This window comes from Streptomyces sp. CB01881, from assembly GCF_002953255.1.
In the GTDB taxonomy this organism is placed as follows: domain Bacteria; phylum Actinomycetota; class Actinomycetes; order Streptomycetales; family Streptomycetaceae; genus Kitasatospora.
Genome location: NZ_CP026498.1, coordinates 7418659 through 7436263, shown reverse-complemented (window position 1 = coordinate 7436263; position 17605 = coordinate 7418659). Strand labels below are relative to the sequence as shown.

Below are 17605 nucleotides of genomic sequence, written 5' to 3'. Positions count from 1 at the left end.
GGGTCGGGGGAACGGGGTGCGGCATCCGGCTACACCGCCACCAGGACGGCCAGCAGGACGACGCCGGCCAGCAGCGCGCTGAGGTAGGTCTGCGCGTTGCCGGTCTGCGCGAGCCGGACGGCCCGGCCGAGCAGGTTGGCGCCGACCCCGCTGCCGCGCACGTACGTCTCCACGACCTCGCGGTCGAGGAAGCGCACCAGTTGCGCGGCGGCGGCCACCGGGCGGACGAACAGCGCGCTGTAGAGCCGGTCGACGCCGAAGCCGTGCCGAGCCGGGCCGAACAGCGGGCCGAGCAGGGTGCGCCCGGGGTCGGCGACGATCACCTCGGCGGCCGGGGCTCCGGCCTGCTCGGGGACCCGGCCCTCCGACGCGGGGGCGGGCCGGCCGGCGGCGAGCCGCGCGGTGGCGGAGCGCCAGGCGCCGTAGGCCAGCAGTGCGCCGATCAGGGCGAGGCCGGTGCCGGTCACGGCGGTCACGGCCGAGGGCCGCAGCGAGCCGCCGTCCAGCAGTGCGGGCAGCCAGTCCGTGCGCAGGCTCGCGACGCCGAAGCCCATGGTCGGGATCGCCAGCACCCAGAGCGGCCAGCGCATCGCGGGCGGCTCGGCGGTGGCCGGGTCGGCCTCGTCCACCTCGGGCGAGTACGGCGCGTCGGCCTCGTGGTCCAGCGGCTCCGCGACGGCGGCGGCGCCGGCGGCCGGGGCGGCAACCGCGGCCGGGGCCACGGCAGGGCTGTGGAACGCGACCAGGAACAGCCGGGCCGCGTATGCCGCCGTGAGCAGTGCGGTCAGCCCGGCCGAGATCAGCACGATCCAGCCGGCCGCCTGCGGGACGGCCGAGGCCGGGCCGACGCCGTTGGTCAGCGCCTCGCCGTGGGCCGCGTGCTCGGCGGCGGTCAGCACCGCCTCCTTGCTGAAGAAGCCCGAGAACGGCGGCAGCCCGACCAGGGCGACGAGCGCGATGCCCATCGTCCAGTAGGCGTCCGGGACGCGCCCCCGCAGCCCGGGCATCCGGGACATCGCGGAGATCGAGTTGGTGTGGGCGGCGTGGATCACCACACCGGCCGCGAGGAACAGCAGCGCCTTGAACGCACCATGGCTGACCAGGTGGAAGACCGAGGCCTCGCGGTCGCCGCTGGCCAGCGCGCCGGCCATGTAGCCGAGCTGGCCGACGGTCGAGTAGGCGAGGACCCGTTTCAGGTCGTCCTGGGCGAGCGCGCAGAGCGCCGAGCCGATCATCGTCACGGCGGCCATCACCGCCAGCACCACCAGAGCCGCGCCGGAGAGCAGGAAGACCGGCAGCAGCCGGGCGACCAGGTAGATGCCGGCCGCGACCATGGTGGCGGCGTGGATCAACGCGGAGACCGGCGTCGGGCCCGCCATCGCGTCCGGGAGCCAGGTGTGCAGCGGGAACTGCGCGCTCTTGCCGGCCACGCCGGCGAGCAGCAGCAGTGCGGTCAGCGTCGGGTGCGTGAGGCGCCCGTCGGCCGCGGCCGCCAGCACGTCCGTGATCCGGAAGCTGCCGGCGTCGGCGCCGAGCAGGAAGATGCCGAACAGGAACGGCACGTCGCCGAGCTTGGTGACCAGGAAGGCCTTCAGCGAGGCCGAGCGGGCGTCGGCGGTCTCCCAGTGGTGGCCGATCAGGAAGTACGAGCAGATGCCCATGACCTCCCAGCCGACCAGCAGCACGATCAGGTCGCCCGAGTAGACGACCAGGAACATCGCCGCCGTGAACAGCGAGACCAGCGCCGCGTAGGACGGGTAGCGCGGGTCGTCCTTGAGGTAGGCGGTCGAGTAGACCTGCACGCAGGTGGCGACCAGGCCGACCAGCACGGAGATCAGCGAGCTGTAGCCGTCCAGGTAGATCGAGAGCGAGATGCCCGGGCCGCCGGTCGGGGCGAGCCGGGTGGCGGCCTCCAGCGTCTGGCCGGTGCCCAGCTGGAGCGCGACGACCAGGGCGAGCACGGCCGAGACGGCGACCGGCACGATCGCCAGCGGCCGGGCCAGGCCAGGCACCTTCCTGCCGGTGGCCAGGGTGGCGGCCGCACCGAGCGCGGGCAGGACGGGGACGAGGACGGGCAGGGCGAGGTTCATGCGGCGGCCTGGCCCTTCAGCGCCTCGGCTCCGGCCGGCGCCTCCTCGGCGACGGACTCGGACGGGTCACCGAGCGCGGTGACCCTGTCCACGTCCGCGGTGCCCCGGGCCCGGAACAGCAGCAGGACGATCGCGAGCCCGAGACCGATCTCGGCGGCGGCAATGGTGATGGTGAACAGGGTGAGCGCCTGGCCGGCGTGCAGGGAGTCCCGCAGCCAGGCGTCGAAGGCGACGAGGTTGAGGTTGACGGCGTTGAGCATCAGCTCGACGGACATCAGCACCAGGATGACGTTGCGCCGGGCGAGCACGCCGTAGACGCCCACGCTGAACAGCAGCGAGGCGAGCACGACGGGGTAGGCGAGGTGCATCAGCTCTCCTCCGGCGAGGTCGTCGAGGCCGCCGGGTCCGGCGAGGCGGCGGCCGACGGCTTCGGCACCGTCGCGGCGACCGTGCCGTTGGAGCCGACCGGCTTGCCGGCCCGGATCCGCCCGGCCCGGGGCGTCGGCACCCGCCGCCCGGACCCGCGCGACAGCACGATCGCGCCGACCAGCGCGGCCAGCAGCAGCACCGAGAGCGCCTCGAAGGGCAGCACCCAGGTGCGGAACAGGCTGGCGCCGGTCACGGCCGCCGAGCCGCCACCCGCGCCGAGGTCGATCCAGGAGGTCCGGAAGGCGTCCACGACCAGCGTCACCAGCGTGCCGGCCGAGGCCAGCGCCACCGCCAGGGCGACCCAGCGGTTCTTCGAGTCGGCGTCCGGCGAGCGCCCGATCGGCGCCTTGGTGAGCATCAGCCCGAACAGCACCAGCACGACCACCGAGCCCAGGTAGATCAGCACCTGCACCCAGGCGATGAACTCGGCGGTGAGCAGCAGGAACTCCACCGCCAGCCCGCCGAGTGCGGCCACCAGCCAGAGCGCGGCGTGCACCAGCTGCTTCGTCGTCACGGCGACGACGGCCGAGCCGAGCACGACGATGCCGACCAGCAGGAAGACGATCTCGACCCCGGTCGGGGAGAGGAAGGAACGCGCGGCCGGCTCCAGGGAACCGGTCGCGGCCAGCAGGGTCGCGGAACTCACTCCGGCTCACCCCCCTCGGGCGTCTCCAGGGCGGCGGCCGCGGCGGCCGCCAGCTTGTCCGCCGCCTTGCGCGCCGTGGCGATCTCCTTGGGCTCCTCGGCCGCCGGGTCCAGCGCCGGCGGCGCCGGGACGGTCCACATCCACTCGCGGAGCTTCTCCCGCTCGTGGGTCAGCTCCAGGATGTCCGTCTCCGCGTACTCGAACTCCGGCGACCAGAACAGCGCGTCGAACGGGCACACCTCGATGCAGATCCCGCAGTACATGCAGAGCGAGAAGTCGATGGCGAACCGGTCCAGCACGTTGCGGGTGCGGGCGCGGGCGTTCGGGTCGGCGGCCGGCAGCGTCTCCTTGTGGGAGTCGATGTAGATGCACCAGTCCGGGCACTCACGGGCGCAGAGCATGCAGACCGTGCAGTTCTCCTCCAACAGCGCGATGACCCCGCGCGAACGCGGCGGCAGCACCGGCTGCACGTCGGGGTACTGCGCGGTGATGCTCTTCCTCGTCATCGTCCGCAGCGTCACGGCCAGGCCCTTGGCCAGGCCGGCACCTGGAAAACTCATGAGATCGCCACCTTGATGATGCCGGTGAGGGCGAGCTGGACGAGGGCGAGCGGGATCAGCACGGTCCACGCGAAGCGCATCAGCTGGTCCTCGCGCAGCCGCGGGTAGGTGACCCGCAGCCAGATCACCACGAAGGCCAGCGCGAAGGTCTTCAGGACGGTCCAGAGCCAGCCGAGCTGGTCCGGCAGCGGTCCGTGCCAGCCGCCCAGGAAGAGCACCGCGGTCAGCCCGGACACCACCAGGATGCCCGCGTACTCGGAGAGCAGGAAGAACGCGAAGCGCAGGCCGGTGTACTCGGTGTACGCGCCGAAGATGATCTCGGAGTCGGCCACCGGCATGTCGAACGGCGGGCGCTGCAGCTCGGCCAGCCCGGCCGTGAAGAAGACGAACGCGCCGATGATCTGCCACGGGATCCAGTACCACTGCCAGGCGTCCACGATCCCGGGCAGCGAGAGCGTCCCGGCGGCCATCGCCACCGAGGCGGCGGCGAGCACCATCGGCAGCTCGTACGACATCAGCTGCGCGGCCGTCCGCAGACCGCCGAGCAGCGAGAACTTGTTCGCCGAGGCCCAGCCGGCCATCAGCTTGCCGATCACGCCGACGCCCATCACGGCGAGCACGAAGAACAGGCCGGCGTCGATCGCCTGGCCGACGAAGCCGTCCGGGCCGACCGGGATCGCGAGCAGCACGAACAGGTACGGCAGCAGTGAGACGGCGGGCGCCAGCTGGAAGATCCGCCGGTCCGCGCCGGCCGGGACGATGTCCTCCTTCTGCGCGAACTTCACACCGTCGGCGACCAGCTGCGCCCAGCCGTGGAAGCCACCGGCGTACATCGGGCCGAGCCGGCCCTGCATGTGCGCCATCACCTTGTGCTCGGTCTGGCCGATGACCAGGGGGAAGAGGAGGAAGACGACGAGCGTGGCGACGCAGCGCAGCAACGTGTCGAGCAGGTTCACGCGCTGTCTCCGTCCTGGCCGGCCGACTCGGCCGACGTCTCGCTCTGCGCGTCGTTCGCGTCCTTCACGCTCGGCGCGTCGTTCGCGTCCTTCGCGTCGGTCGCGCCCTTCACGCTCGGCGCGTCGCTCGCGTCCGTCACGTTGTTCTGCTCGGGCTCGTCGTGCGCGGGTACGGGGTTGTGCCAGGGCGCGTCCGCGGACCGCGTCCGGGCCGGCTGCTCGGGCTTCACCGGGGCGGCGCCCTCGGCGGCGCCGTCGGCAACACCCGCAGCGGCGCCCTCGGCGGCACTCGCGGCAGCACTCGCGGCGGTGGCCGGCGGCTGGCTTGCCGAGCCCTCCGACACCGACCTGGTCCGCCGCGGCCGGTCGGCCCGCACCGGCGGCGTCGTGCTCTCCGCCGTACCGTCGGCACCCGCGGCGGTCTCCGCCGCCTGGCTGACCGAGCCGTCGCCGACCGTCCTGGTCCGCCGCGGCCGGTCGGCCCGCACCGCGGGCCCGCCCTCGGCCGCAGCCCCGGCCGCAGCCCCGGCCGCAGCACCTGCCGCAGCACCGGCGCCCGCGGCCGCCCGGGGTGTCCGCGCCGCGCCCGCCGCCCGCGCACCGCGCGCGGGCCGCTCGGCGACCGGCGGCAGGGTGCCCTTGAGCGGTCCCCACTCGTTCGGGTCCGGCACACCGGCCGGCTGCATCTTGCGCCGTGCCGGCCCGTCGCCGTGCTCGGACTCGCCCGGCTCCTTGGCGCCCGGCCAGGCCTTGGCGACCCGGGCGGCGAGCACGAACTCCTTGCGCAGCGGGTAGCCCTCGAAGCCGTCCGGCAGCAGCAGGGTGGCCAGGTACGGGTGCCCGGGGAAGTCGATGCCGAACATCTCGTGCGTCTCACGCTCGTGCCACGCGGCGCCGGCGTAGACGGCGACGGCGGTCGGCAGCGCGGCCTTGTCCCGCGGCACGCGGGTGCGCACCACCAGGTGGCGCACGCCCGGGGCGTCGGCGGAGGCCAGGTGGGCGGCCACCGAGAAGCCCTCGGCCAGCTCGTCGACGGCGCTCAGCCAGTCGAAGAAGGAGAGGCCCAGCACGTCCCGGGCCGCGGTGAGCGCCTCGATCCAGTGCTCGGCGGGCACGTCGACGGTGACCAGCCCGTACGCCTCGGCGCCGGTGGCCCACTCGCCGACCGACGCCGCATACTGCTCGGCCGTGGTCACGAGGCCCCTCCCTCGACAGCGGGACCGGCCACCAGCGGGCGGCGCAGCGCGGACGCGGGCGCGGCGTACCGGCCCGGGAGCGACTCGGCGGCGATCTTCTCCTGGAGCTTGAGGATGCCCTGGAGCAGCGCCTCGGGCCGCGGCGGGCAGCCGGGCACGTAGACGTCGACCGGGATGATCTGGTCGACGCCCTTGGTGACCGAGTAGGAGTCCCAGTACGGGCCGCCGGAGTTGGAGCAGGCGCCGAAGGAGATGACGTACTTCGGCTCGGGCATCTGCTCGTAGAGGCGCTTCACGGCGGGCGCCATCTTGTCGGTCACCGTCCCCGAAACGATCATCAGATCGGCCTGGCGGGGGCCCGGCGCGAACGGAATGACACCCATCCGGATGAAGTCGTGTTTGGCCATGGACGCGGCGATGAACTCGATCGCACAGCAGGCCAGGCCGAAGTTGAAGCACCAGAGGCTGTAGCGGCGGCCCCAGTTGAGGACCACCTTGACCGGGTCCGGCGCGAGCCGGGCCAGCGGGCCGATGCCGCGCCGCTCGACGGCGCCGGCGCCGGCGCCGGGCCGCGCCGGGTCCGGCAGGCCGAGCGGGACCGGACCGCCGGAGGCACCGTGCGCGTGCGCGTGGTTGTGCGTCACGTCCATTCCAGAACGCCCTTCTTCCAGGCGTAGAGCAGTCCGACCGCGAGGAAGCCGATGAAGACGAACATCTCGACCAGCGTTCCGGCGCCGTACCCGGCGGAGGCGAACACGGTCGCCCACGGGAACAGGTAGATCGCGTCGACCGCGAAGATCACGTACAGGAAGGCGTAGACGTAGTAGCGGACCTGGGTGTGCGCCCAGTCCTCGCCCACCGGGTCCACGCCGCACTCGTAGGCGAGGAGTTTCTCCGGCGAGTACACCACCGGCCGCAGCAGCCGGTTGGCGGTGAACGCCACGGCGACGAAGAGCACGCCGACGACGGCGAGCAGGCCCATCGCGGCGTACGCGTCGAAGTAGCCGCTGCCGACCGCCGGGTCGGCAGCGACGGCAGCCGCCTGCTGCCCCTCCATGCCACTCGCCTCCACATCGGCCGTGAGAACCACCCCACAAGGCAGTTCTACGACGTTTCTTTACACGGTCATAACCATCGCCAATGCGTGAGTCTAAGTGCACGGCCGTGGAGCGCCGCACCCCGCCCGATCCGCAAGACGACCGGTGGACAACCCGCGGACACCGGGGCGCCCCGCCCGTCGCCCGCCGTCCCCCGCCGTCACGCCCCGGCGCGGGGGCCGGGGCGTGACGGCGGGGGTGGGGATAACCCCCGCCCGGGGAGACGTATCACCCCCATGGCCGCGGCGGCCCCTCTCCGGGGAAGCTTGGATCATCAGCTCGACCGACAGGGACGGTAGATCCGGATGAAACCACTGCACCGCCGCGCCGCGGACGCCCTCAAGGAGCAGGACGCCCGGATGGAGCGCGCCCCGCTGTACGGCGCGCGGATGTGGCGGCAGGCGGGGCAGCTGATGCTCAACCTGCCGCTGGGCATCGCGGGGTTCGTCTTCACCTTCGTGACGCTCTCCATCGGCCTCGTGCTCTCCGTGACCGTGATCGGCCTGCCGCTGCTGGCCGCCGGGCTGGCCGGCACCCGGTCCATGGGCGGCTTCGCCCGCCGCCGGGCCCGGTCGGTGCACGGCTCCGAACTGCGCGACCCGGAGCCGGTGCACCGGCCCCGCCCGGGGATCACCGGCTACGCGATCGCCCACCTCACGGACGCGCTGAGCTGGCGTTCGGTCCTCTACTACGTGCTGCTGATGCCCTGGGGCCTGCTGAGCTTCGCCGTGACCCTGATCTGCGTGATCATCGGCTGGCCGGCGCTGCCGTGGGTGGTGCGCGCCGAGTCCGCGGTCGACCGGATGCTGGTGGAGACCCTGCTCTCCCCCGGCGCGCTCTCCGAGCGGGTGCGCGAGCTGGAGGACGACCGCGGCACGGTGGTCGACACCGCCGCCGCCGACCTGCGCCGGATCGAGCGCGACCTGCACGACGGTGCCCAGGCCCGGCTGGTGGCGCTGGCGATGGACCTCGGCCTGGCCAAGGAGCGGCTGCGGGAGACCGAGACGCCGGACGACGTGGCCGCCGCCGCCAGGATGGTCGACAACGCGCACGGCGAGGTGAAGCTCGCCCTCCAGGAGCTGCGCGACCTGGCCCGCGGCATCCACCCGGCGGTGCTCACCGACCGCGGTCTGGACGCGGCGCTCTCCGCGGTGGCCGCCCGCTGCACCGTGCCGGGCGGGGTCAAGGTGAACGTCGGGCTGAAGGCCGCGGACGGCACGGTGGAGCGCCCCGACTCGGCGGTCGAGGGCATCGCCTACTTCACCGTGAGCGAGCTGCTGACCAACGTCTCCAAGCACTCCGGCGCCACCTGCGCGACGGTGGACGTCTGGCGCGCCGGCGACCAGCTCATGGTGCTGGTCAAGGACGACGGCAAGGGCGGCGCGGCCCCCTACCCGGGCAGCGGCCTGGGCGGACTGGCCGAGCGGATCCGGGCGGTGGACGGGGTGTTCCTGGTGGAGAGCCCGCACGGCGGCCCGACGACCGTCACCATCGAGCTCCCCTGGCGCACCCGCGTCGCCCGCCGCTGACCACCCGGCTCCCGCCCGCCGGAGACACCCAGCCGCGGCCCGCGGCGCCCCGCGAGACCCGGCAGCACCTGGCAGCACCCCCGCAACGGCAACCGGCCGGGACTTCGTCGAGGCAGCTGACGAGGTCCCGGCCGCACCCGTACGCCGGCCGCCCGCGAACCCTTGCGCGGTGTGCGGGCGGCCGGCGCCGGTGGTCTAGGGGGTTCCCAGGGTGCCGAGGGTGACCTCGGCGGTCTTGCTCTGGCCGTCCCGGGTGTAGGTGACGGTCGTCCTGGTGCCCGGGGTGAGCGAGGCCAGCGCGGTGGTGAGCGAGTTCAGGGAGTCGACCGGGGTGTCGCCGACCTTGGTGATCACGTCGCCGGCCTGGATCCCCGCCGAGTCCGCCGGGCCGCCCGCGGAGACCGCCACCACCACCGCGCCCGCCGGGCGGAAGTCCTGGTCGAAGTACGTCCGCGCGGTGATGCCGAGCGCGGCCCGGCCGGAGTTGGTGACCTTGCCGTCCTTGATCAGCTGGTCCGCGATGCCGGTGACGGTGGACGCCGGGATGGCGAAGCCGATGCCGGGCGCGGCCGCGCCGTTGGTCTCGGGCTCGGTGGCGGCGAGCGTGTTGATGCCGATCACCTGACTGTTCAGGTTGACCAGCGCGCCGCCGCTGTTGCCGGGGTTGATCGCGGCCGAGGTCTGCACCATGTTGCCGATGGTGGCGCCCGGCGAGCCGGGGCTGTCGGGTTCGGAGACGGTCCGGCCGGTGGCCGAGACGATGCCGTCGGTGACGCTGCCGGTGAGCCCGAGCGGACTGCCCATCGCCAGCGTGATCTGGCCCAGCTGGACCTTGCCGGAGTCCCCGAAGACGGCCGGTTTCAGGCCGCCCGGCGGGCCGGCCAGTCTGATCACCGCGAGGTCGGAGTCCGGGTAGCTGGCGACCAGGGTCGCGTCCAGCGGTTTGGTGCTGTTGGCCAGGGTGACGGTGAAGGTGGTGGCGGTGCCGACCACGTGGGCGTTGGTGACGATGTCGCCCTTGTTGTCGTAGACGATCCCCGAGCCGAGCCCGCTGGCGGTGGTGATCTGCACCACGGAGGGCAGCACGTCGGCGATCACCTTCTGGTACGAGTCCTGGAGCTGGATGCCGCCGGCCGGCTGGGCGGACGCGGACGCACCCGCGGACGCCGAGGTCGAGGACGCCGAGGAGGACGAGCCGCTGCTGCACCCGGCCACCACCAGCGCGGCCGCGGCGGCGAGCGCCCCGGGCGCGACCAGCCGGCCGCCGAACGCCTTGGGACCGGTGGGGCGCGGCCCGGCCGGGAGCGGGCGGGTGGGCTCCTTCTTGCGGTTCACCGTGGCTGCCTCCGATTCCCTTATCGGACAGAGATCTTTGTCAGCATTTCACCGCTATGTCCGAATCATCACGCCGACTCGCCCGCCCCCGGCCGGAAGCCGGACCGGCCGGGGCCCGGTGTCGAACTCCCGCCGACTCGCCCGGCACCGGCCGGAAAGCCGGACCGCCTAGGATGCGGCCATGACTTGGTTGATCACCGGCGGTGCCGGATACATCGGCGGGCACGTGGTGCAGCAGCTCCTCGACGCGGGCGAGCGGGTGGCCGTCCTGGACGACTTCAGCACCGGCGACCGCACCCGGCTGCCGCAGGGGGTGGCCCTGATCGAGGGGTCCACGCTGGACCGGGCCGTCCTGGACGAGGCGATCCGCGAGCACGCCGTCGAGGGCATCCTGCACTTCGCGGCGAAGAAGCAGGTCGGCGAGTCGGTCGAGCAGCCCTTCTTCTACTACCGCGAGAACATGATCGGTCTGCAGACCGTGCTGGAGGCGGCCGCCGAGGGCGGCGTGAAGCGCTTCCTGTTCTCCTCCTCCGCCGCCGTCTACGGCATGCCGGACGTCGACCTGGTCACCGAGTCCACCCCGTGCGCACCGATGAGCCCGTACGGCGAGACCAAGCTGGCCGGCGAGTGGCTGGTCTCCGCCGTCGGCAAGGCCCACGGCATCTCCACCGTCTCGCTGCGCTACTTCAACGTGGCCGGTGCGGCCTCGCCGGAGCAGTCGGACGCGGGCGTCTTCAACCTGATCCCGATGGTCTTCGAGCGGCTCACCGCCGGTCAGGCCCCGCGGATCTTCGGCGCCGACTACCCGACCCCCGACGGCACCTGCGTGCGCGACTTCATCCACGTCTCCGACATCGCCTCGGCCCACGTGGCGGCTGCCAAGCGGCTGGCGGCCGACCCGGCCGGCGAGACGGCGCTGATCCTCAACATCGGCCGCGGCGAGGGCGTCAGCGTCAAGGAGATGCTGGACGTGATCGGCAAGGTGACCGGCTACGACGCCACCGGCGAGGTCACCCCGCGCCGCGTCGGCGACCCCGCCCGGGTGGTGGCCTCCGCCGAGCTGATCCGCCAGGAGCTGGGCTGGACCGCCCGTCACGGCGTCGAGGAGATGGTGGCCTCGGCGTGGGAGGGCTGGTGCAGCCGCCACCCGGAGGCCCGCAAGAAGTAGCGGCGGACGCGGCAGGGGCGGGGCCGTCGGTCGGCCCCGCCCCTGCCGCACTCCCGTCCTGCTGCCCCGCGGGCGGCCGCACCCCCGTCAGTGCGAGGGCACCGCCGTGCCGTAGTAGGCGTCCAGCGCGTAGACACAGCGGTCCTTGCTGCCGACGAAGACCTTCCCGCCGACCGCCACCGGCGAGCCGGTGAGCTCGCCCTTGGTACCGAGCTCCCAGCGCAGCTGACCGCTCGCCAGGTCCAGGGTGTGCAGCGACTGGTCCCGGCTGCCCAGGTGGACCAGGCCGTCCGCGACGGCCGGGGAACCGACGATCTCGCCGCGCGCGGTGTACCGCCAGCGCTCCCGGCCGCCGGCCGACTCGAAGGCGTACAGCACCTCGCCGCTGCCGACCAGCACCATGCCGTCGCTGACCACCACCGGCTCGGCCCCCTGCCGGTTGCCGGTGACGCCGCGCCAGCGGTCCCGGCCGGTGGCCGTGTCCAGCGCGTACACCGTGCCGAGGTAGTCGGCGACGTAGACCGCGTCGGCGTCCAGCGCGGGCGGGGTGAAGAGCACCACGGGCGCGTCGAAGCGCCAGCGCTCCGCGCCGCTCGCGGCGTCCAGCGCGTACACCCGGGTGCCGGCCGTCACGTACAGCACCCCGGCGCGCTCGACCGGGCGGGACGGCACGTCCTCGCCGACCGGGAACGACCAGCGCAGGCCCGCACCGCGCGGGTCGACGCAGCGCAGCCGCCCACCGCCGTAGTAGTAGGCGGCGCCGCCGACCAGGGCCGGGCCGGACTGCGGGTTCTCGTAGTCCTGCTGGGCGTCGTCGGCGCGCCACAGCTCCGCGCCGCCGGCCGCCGAGCGCAGCTGCACCCCGCCGCCCCGGACGCCGCAGCAGAGCACGCCGTCGGCGGCGTCCAGCGAGTAGACCCAGCCGTCCAGCGAGCTGCGCCAGCGCTCGGTGCCGTCCGCGACGTCCACCGTGTAGAGATGCGGGCCGTCGGCGGCGTGCACCCGGCCGGCGTCCACGGCGAGCGCCCAGGCGACGTCCCGGGTCTTGTAGCGGCGCTGGCCCGAGGCGATGTCGAGGGCGTGCACCTCGAAGCTGGAGACGAACAGGGTGCCGTCGGCGACCACCGGGGTGCCCCAGACGTCGTTGGACATCCGGAACCGCCAGGGGCGCCAGCGGGCGGCCCGTACCGGCGGCGGGGTGGCCCGGCGTACCCAGTCGGTCTCGGCGGGCGCGGTGCCCGGCCCGGCCTGCTCGGCCCGCGGGCCCGGGCCTATCCGCACCGAGGCGCCCGGCAGACGCACCTCGGAGCCGCTCTCCCCGGCGACGGGGGCGCGGTGGCGGCGCGGGGCGGCGAGCTTCTCGGTGGCGGCCTCGGTGTCCGGGCCCGGGAGCGCCGGGTTGGCGTGCACCGGACCGGTGTGCGGGGCGTGGTGGCCGACCGGGTGCCGGGTGCGCGGGTCGTCCCGGCCGGGACGCTGCAGCGGCACCGGCTGCGGCTGCGCCACCGGCTGCGGCGGCGCGGGGGCGACCGGCGCGGGGGCGACCGGGACCGGCGCCGGCGGGAGCTGACGGCGGCCGCGCTTGCGCTCGATCAACTCCAGCGCGTTGGGCGGCAGCCAGTCCCCCGCCTCGCCGGAGGCGTCGTCCCGGGAGAAGAGGTGCGGGGCCAGCTCGGCCTGGATCTGCGCCGGGGACGGCCGGTGCTCGGGGGACGGCCGCATGCAGGCGCGGACCAGGTCCACCAGTTCGGCCGGGAGGCCGGAGAGGTCGGGCTGATCGCGCAGCAGCTGGAACACCGTCTCGACCGGGTTGGCACCCCGGTACGGCGGGTGGCCGGTGGCGCAGAAGACCAGCAGCGAGCCGAGCGAGAAGACGTCGCTGGCGCCGGAGACGCTGCGGCTGTCGCGGGCCTGCTCGGGCGACATGTACGCCGGGGTGCCGACCGCGACGTTGGTCATCGTGAGCCGGGTACTGGAGACCCCGGCGGCGATGCCGAAGTCGATCACCCGCGGGCCGTCCTCGACCACCAGCACGTTGGAGGGCTTGAGGTCACGATGGACCAGCCCGGCGGCGTGGATCGACTGCAGCGCCTCGGCGATGCCCGCCACCAGCCAGCGCACCGCCCCCGCCGGCAGCGGCCCGCACTCGGTGACCAGGTCCTCCAGGGACGGCGCCGGGACGTACGCGGTGGCCAGCCAGGGGACCCTGGCATCGGCGTCCGCGTCCACCACGGCCGCGGTGTAGAAGCCGCCGACCGTCTTGGCGGCCGCGATCTCCCGGGCGAAGCGGACCCGGAACAGCTCGTCCTCGGCCAGCTCCCCCCGGACGGTCTTGATGGCCACTCGCCGGCCGGACGCGGAGCGCGCCAGGTAGACCAGGCCCATCCCGCCCGCCCCGAGCCGCCCCAGCACCTCGAAGGGCCCGATCCGCCTCGGATCGTGCGCCGTCAGCTGGTCCACTCCGCTGCCACCTCCCCGTTTTCCGCACCCGCCGCGGGGTGCCGGACCCGATTCTCCAATGCCGCCGTGCCCATCTCCAACCTCCCCCGCCCAGATCCCCGCCGGGGGCGGGCCGCGGTCGCCGTCCGGCCAGTGCCGCAGGAACGGCCGGATTCTGACGTCAGCTCCGGCGGCCGCTTGCGCGCGACCCGTCCCGGACTCCTCCGCGACCCGTCCCGGACTCCTGCACACCCCGGCCCGAACCCCGCCTGCCACGTCACGCTCTGTCACCCGATAACCCCTCAGCGGAGGGGGCGTCACGCTGTGAGGTCAAAAGCACACGGGGGGGCTTGACCGGAACACGGTGAATATCCGTCCGCACTGGTTCACACCTCTATACCAAACCCCCGGGCGGAGTAATTGTCACATCACCGAATCGCGCCAAGATCGAGCCACGGTAAGCTGACGGCATGACAGGACAAGTTCGCACCGTCGACGGTCGCGTCGCCGGGCGACGCGGACAGGAGACGCGGCAGAAGCTGCTCGACTGCCTCCGCGAGATGCTCAGCACGTCGCCCTATCGGGACGTCAAGGTCATCGACGTCGCCCGTATGGCGGGTACCTCCCCCGCGACCTTCTACCAGTACTTCCCGGATGTCGAGGGCGCCGTCCTCGAAATCGCCGAGGAAATGGCCAAGGACTCCGACGCCCTCAAAGAGCTGGTGGCCGGAAAGTCCTGGGCAGGGAAGTCCGGCACGACCACTTCGGAAGAACTGGTCGACGGATTCCTCGCCTTCTGGCGCAAGAACGACGCCATTCTCCGAGTGGTCACGCTCGGTGCCGCCGAAGGGGACAAGCGGTTCTTCAAGATCCGCATGACGGTCCTCAACGCGGTCGCCAAACCGCTCACGGAAGCCGTCAAGGAACTCCAGGCGAAGGGCCAGGCCGACAAGTCGCTCGACCCGGCCGCCGTCGCCGGCTCTCTGGTCTCGCTGCTCGCCTCGGCGGCCGAGCACCAGAAGGCCTTCACCTCCTGGGGCGTCAAGGTCAAGGACCTGAAGCCCAACCTCGCTCCCCTGGTGTACCTGGGTGTCACCGGCAAGAAGCCGCCCAAGTAGACCGATCCGCCAACCCATCCATCCGCTCCGCGCGCACCCCGGCCTCCTGTCCGGGGAACGACGGACGGCGGCCGTGTCCTCGGGGGAGGTCCGCCGGCGGTCCGTAGCGCGCCAGACATGCCGGTGGGCGGGCACCCCCGCAGGGGTGCCCGCCCACCGGCATCGTGTTTTCCGGGCCGCCCGGGCGCCGGGCGGCGCTCAGGCGGCCGCCAGGACCGGCCCAGGAGCCCCGAGGGCCCGCCTGGGGCCCCGGAGGCCGCTCAGGGGCAGCGGACGACCTGACCGGCGTACGCCAGGCCGCCGCCGAAGCCGAACAGCAGCACCGGGTCGCCGGGCGACAGCTCGCCGCGCTCGACCAGCTTGGAGAAGGCCAGCGGGATGGACGCGGCCGAGGTGTTGCCGGAGTCCACGACGTCCCGGGCGACCACCGCGTCGGGGGCACCCAGCTTGCGCGCGATCGCGTCGATGATCCGCAGGTTGGCCTGGTGCGGCACGAAGCCCTTGAGCTCCGACGGGTCGATCCCGGCCTTCTCGCAGGCCTGGCGGGCGAGCGGGGCGATCTGAGTGGTGGCCCAGCGGAACACCGACTGGCCCTGCTGGCTGATCACCGGATCCCAGCCGGTGATCACCACGGCGTCGCTCTTCTCCGGCTCCGAACCCCAGACCACCGGGCCGATGCCCGGCTCGGCGCCGTCCTCCTGGGCCTCCACCACCGCGGCGCCGGCGCCGTCGCCGAAGATCACGCAGGTGGTCCGGTCGGTCCAGTCGAGGGTGTCCGACATCCGCTCGGCGCCGATCACCAGGGCGGTCCGGGCCGCGCCGGCCCGGATCGCGTGGTCCGCGGTGGCCAGCGCGTACGAGAAGCCGGAGCAGACCGTGTTGATGTCGTAGGCGGCGGGCGCCTTCACACCGAGGCGGGCGGCGACGGCGGCGGCCGTGTTGGGGCTGCGCTCGATCGCGGTGCAGGTGGCGACCACGACCAGGTCGACGTCGGCCGCCGTCCGGCCGCTCCGTGCCAGCGCCTTCTGGGCCGCCTCGGTGGCGAGGTCCACCAGGGTCTCGCCCTCGGCGATGTGGCGGGTCCGGATCCCCACCCGACTGCGGATCCACTCGTCGTCGGTGTCGACCAGCACCGCCAGGTCGTCGTTGGTGAGGACCTTCGGGGGCTGGTAGTGGCCGAGTGCCACAATGCGCGAACCGCTCATACAGCCACTCAACCCGGTTACCCCCTGGTCTGCGGGGCGTGACCGGCTACAGGATCCGCGTCCGGAAGCTGTAGGAGACCGACAAGGGCCGTTGCGGCGCCTGGGCCCACCACCACGGCGGACGCGACGATCAGGCGGCGAGCGAGGCCGCGTCGCCCATCACGATGACCGGGTGGGCGGCCGGATCGAGGGTGCGGATCAGCTGGGCCATCTTGTCCTCGGGGATCGAGACGCAGCCATGGGTGGGGCCGTCGTGGTCGACGTGGATCCAGATGCCGCCGCCCTTCTTCGGCCCCATGGGACGGCGCGGGTCGAGCGGCGAGTTGCCGGGCACGCGGTTGTAGTTGATCGCGATCACGTAGTCGAAGGAGCCCGCCAGCTGGTCACCGAAGAAGCCCGTCCCGGAGACCACGAAGCTCGGGTCCTTGTCGTACGGGAGCTTGCCGCCCGGGTCGGCCTTGCGGCCGCCGGCGTCGGTGAGCGAGAAGACGCCTATCGGGCTGCGCAGGTCGCCCTCGTTGTGGTCGGTGGTCCAGCCGCTGTTGCCGTTGTGGCCCTGCCAGGTCTCGCCGGCCAGCCAGCGGCCCTCGGGGGTGCGGGTCCAGAGCGTGACGTTGTTCTTGTTGGCGTTCTTGTCCTGGCCGGAGGCGAGCACCACCTGGGTGGTCTCGGCGGGTATCCGGGCCGTGAAGGCGGCGCCGAGGCCCGGTATCGCGGCCACCGAACCGTCCGGGCGGGCCTCGCCGCGGGCCGCGGCGGGCGCCTCGGTGTGCCGGTCGCCGACGGCCTGGGCTGCGGCGGGAGCGGCCGCACCGGCGGGCGGGGACGGCTGGTCCGGGCTGGAGACGCCCTCGGGGCCGGGGCCGTCGGCGGTGGTCAGGCCGGGCTTGGCCGAGTCCTGGCCGACGGTGTACCAGCCGGCGGCGGCCGCGAGCAGCAGCGCGGTGCCGGCGGTCACGGCCTTGCCGGTGGTGCGCTTCTTCTTGGGCTTGCGGCGGTCGCGGCGGGCGGCCGCCCGGCCGCCGACCGGGGCCGGCTCCGCGGGCGCCGCCGTCGAGGCCGCGACCACCGGCCCGGGGGCGAACCCGGGGTCCGGGACCGGCGCGGGGGCCGGGACCGGTGCGGGCTCCTGGTAGTACTCCTGCACAGGCTCGGCGGGGTACGACCGGAAGGGCTGGTCGTAGGCGTCATGGGCGTCGTAGCCGCCGTGGGCGTCGTAGCCCTCGTAGACCCGGCCCTCGTCGTAGGCCTGTCCGTCCCCGTAGGCCTGGCGCTCGCCGTACACCTGGCCGTGCTGGACCTGCTGGCCCTGCTGCTCGTACGCCTGGTTCCCGTACGCGTAGGACTCCTGGTCCCCGTACGCGTAGGACGGCTGGTTCCCGTCCGTCCCGTAGGGCTGCGGCGTGCCGTGATCCGGGTACGACGGCTGCTCGTAGACCCCGTAGGACTGCTGCGGCACCTCGTACCCCTGCTGGTACGCCGGGTCGGGCGCCGGCTCGTACGGCGGGTACGTGGTGGCGCGATGGGAACCGGACATGCGGCCGATCCTGCCAAACCAACGGCCCGTTGGGAAACCCGAGGCCTGTGCGGGGCCGGTGAAGACTCCTCCGCACCGGGCGGAGGGGCCCGCCTCCCGGGCCGTGGCGGGCGGCCCGGGAGGCGGGGAAAGTCGCTGGTCGGCGCCGGGTCAGAGGCGCATCGCCTGCGGGGTGTCCCGGCGCGTCAGGTCCGGGCCGTCGTACTCGCGGATGACCTCGTAGCGGGTGTTGCGCTCCACCGGGCGGAAGCCGGCGTCCCGGATCAGGCCCAGCAGGTCGTCCCGGCCGAGCTTGTTCGG

The 17605-nt window shown here is 73.6% G+C and carries 15 protein-coding genes and 1 pseudogene; 3 read left to right on the top strand and 13 right to left on the bottom strand.

The features are described from left to right. Nucleotides 1–29: 29 nt before the first annotated feature. From C2142_RS22410 to C2142_RS22375, 8 genes are read right to left on the bottom strand one after another with little or no spacing between them, the layout of a single operon-like run. Complete coding sequence (locus C2142_RS22410; RefSeq protein ID WP_148644310.1) at nucleotides 30–2090, bottom strand: NADH-quinone oxidoreductase subunit L; 2061 nt, start codon at nucleotides 2088–2090, stop codon at nucleotides 30–32. After that, nucleotides 2087–2458, bottom strand: a complete 372-nt coding sequence (nuoK, locus tag C2142_RS22405; RefSeq protein ID WP_148644309.1) for an NADH-quinone oxidoreductase subunit NuoK — start codon at nucleotides 2456–2458, stop codon at nucleotides 2087–2089. The genes C2142_RS22410 and nuoK overlap by 4 nt, the downstream gene beginning before the upstream one ends. Then, on the bottom strand, nucleotides 2458–3165 hold the full coding sequence (locus C2142_RS22400) for an NADH-quinone oxidoreductase subunit J (RefSeq protein WP_174315680.1): 708 nt from the start codon (nucleotides 3163–3165) through the stop codon (nucleotides 2458–2460). Before C2142_RS22400 ends, nuoK begins: the two co-directional genes overlap by 1 nt. Then, entirely contained in the window at nucleotides 3162–3725 is a 564-nt protein-coding gene (locus C2142_RS22395) for an NADH-quinone oxidoreductase subunit I (RefSeq protein WP_148644308.1), read from the bottom strand. Before C2142_RS22395 ends, C2142_RS22400 begins: the two co-directional genes overlap by 4 nt. Then, nucleotides 3722–4675, bottom strand: coding sequence for an NADH-quinone oxidoreductase subunit NuoH (gene nuoH / locus C2142_RS22390; RefSeq protein ID WP_148644948.1), 954 nt, complete (start codon nucleotides 4673–4675; stop codon nucleotides 3722–3724). Before nuoH ends, C2142_RS22395 begins: the two co-directional genes overlap by 4 nt. A 2-nt stretch (nucleotides 4676–4677) precedes the next feature. Continuing rightward, a complete protein-coding gene (locus C2142_RS22385) occupies nucleotides 4678–5877 on the bottom strand; it encodes an NADH-quinone oxidoreductase subunit C (protein WP_148644307.1) in 1200 nt (399 codons plus the stop codon). Continuing rightward, entirely contained in the window at nucleotides 5874–6527 is a 654-nt protein-coding gene (locus C2142_RS22380; protein ID WP_148644306.1) for an NADH-quinone oxidoreductase subunit B, read from the bottom strand. Before C2142_RS22380 ends, C2142_RS22385 begins: the two co-directional genes overlap by 4 nt. Continuing rightward, nucleotides 6518–6934 carry an NADH-quinone oxidoreductase subunit A gene (locus C2142_RS22375; RefSeq protein ID WP_148644305.1) on the bottom strand — a complete coding sequence of 139 codons (417 nt, stop codon included), beginning with the start codon at nucleotides 6932–6934 and terminating at the stop codon, nucleotides 6518–6520. Before C2142_RS22375 ends, C2142_RS22380 begins: the two co-directional genes overlap by 10 nt. Before the next feature lie 399 nt (nucleotides 6935–7333). Between C2142_RS22375 and C2142_RS22370 the strand changes: the two genes are divergently transcribed. Further along, nucleotides 7334–8503: a sensor histidine kinase gene (locus C2142_RS22370; protein ID WP_148644947.1), complete on the top strand. Its 1170-nt coding sequence runs from the start codon at nucleotides 7334–7336 to the stop codon at nucleotides 8501–8503. A gap of 195 nt (nucleotides 8504–8698) precedes the next feature. Here C2142_RS22370 and C2142_RS22365 read toward each other — a convergent pair whose 3' ends face one another. Further along, nucleotides 8699–9760, bottom strand: coding sequence for a trypsin-like peptidase domain-containing protein (locus C2142_RS22365; protein ID WP_148644946.1), 1062 nt, complete (start codon nucleotides 9758–9760; stop codon nucleotides 8699–8701). Between the two features lie 259 nt (nucleotides 9761–10019). Here C2142_RS22365 and galE point away from each other — a divergent pair, with 259 nt between their 5' ends. Then, nucleotides 10020–11006 (top strand): UDP-glucose 4-epimerase GalE, encoded by a 987-nt coding sequence (galE, locus tag C2142_RS22360; RefSeq protein ID WP_148644304.1) that lies wholly within the window; start codon nucleotides 10020–10022, stop codon nucleotides 11004–11006. Between the two features lie 87 nt (nucleotides 11007–11093). On the opposite strand, the gene C2142_RS22355 is transcribed toward galE, so the two are convergent. Then, nucleotides 11094–13466, bottom strand: coding sequence for a PQQ-binding-like beta-propeller repeat protein (locus C2142_RS22355; protein ID WP_148644303.1), 2373 nt, complete (start codon nucleotides 13464–13466; stop codon nucleotides 11094–11096). Between the two features lie 449 nt (nucleotides 13467–13915). On the opposite strand from C2142_RS22355, the gene C2142_RS22350 reads away from it, so the two are divergent. Beyond that, nucleotides 13916–14563 (top strand): TetR family transcriptional regulator, encoded by a 648-nt coding sequence (locus C2142_RS22350; protein WP_148644302.1) that lies wholly within the window; start codon nucleotides 13916–13918, stop codon nucleotides 14561–14563. A 260-nt stretch (nucleotides 14564–14823) separates the two neighbouring features. Here the strand turns inward: C2142_RS22350 and C2142_RS22345 are convergent, their stop codons facing one another. The 3 genes and pseudogenes from C2142_RS22345 to C2142_RS40205 all read right to left on the bottom strand — a co-directional run. Further along, complete coding sequence (locus C2142_RS22345) at nucleotides 14824–15768, bottom strand: beta-ketoacyl-ACP synthase III (RefSeq protein ID WP_148644301.1); 945 nt, start codon at nucleotides 15766–15768, stop codon at nucleotides 14824–14826. A 130-nt stretch (nucleotides 15769–15898) separates the two neighbouring features. Then, a complete protein-coding gene (locus C2142_RS42000) occupies nucleotides 15899–17305 on the bottom strand; it encodes a L,D-transpeptidase family protein (RefSeq protein WP_148644300.1) in 1407 nt (468 codons plus the stop codon). 150 nt (nucleotides 17306–17455) lie between these two features. Next, a pseudogene (locus tag C2142_RS40205) lies at nucleotides 17456–17605 on the bottom strand (aminofutalosine synthase MqnE); the annotation flags it as partial.

Bases quoted from the DNA above. Each gene is read 5' to 3' on its own strand.
- galE (WP_148644304.1), top strand. From the start codon at position 10,020: ATGACTTGGTTGATCACCGGCGGTGCCGGATACATCGGCGGGCACGTG.
- C2142_RS22345 (WP_148644301.1), bottom strand. From the start codon at position 15,768: ATGAGCGGTTCGCGCATTGTGGCACTCGGCCACTACCAGCCCCCGAAG.
- nuoK (WP_148644309.1), bottom strand. From the start codon at position 2,458: ATGCACCTCGCCTACCCCGTCGTGCTCGCCTCGCTGCTGTTCAGCGTG.
- C2142_RS22375 (WP_148644305.1), bottom strand. From the start codon at position 6,934: ATGGAGGGGCAGCAGGCGGCTGCCGTCGCTGCCGACCCGGCGGTCGGC.
- C2142_RS22410 (WP_148644310.1), bottom strand. From the start codon at position 2,090: ATGAACCTCGCCCTGCCCGTCCTCGTCCCCGTCCTGCCCGCGCTCGGT.
- C2142_RS42000 (WP_148644300.1), bottom strand. From the start codon at position 17,305: ATGTCCGGTTCCCATCGCGCCACCACGTACCCGCCGTACGAGCCGGCG.
- C2142_RS22395 (WP_148644308.1), bottom strand. From the start codon at position 3,725: ATGAGTTTTCCAGGTGCCGGCCTGGCCAAGGGCCTGGCCGTGACGCTG.
- C2142_RS22380 (WP_148644306.1), bottom strand. From the start codon at position 6,527: ATGGACGTGACGCACAACCACGCGCACGCGCACGGTGCCTCCGGCGGT.
- C2142_RS22350 (WP_148644302.1), top strand. From the start codon at position 13,916: ATGACAGGACAAGTTCGCACCGTCGACGGTCGCGTCGCCGGGCGACGC.
- C2142_RS22370 (WP_148644947.1), top strand. From the start codon at position 7,334: ATGGAGCGCGCCCCGCTGTACGGCGCGCGGATGTGGCGGCAGGCGGGG.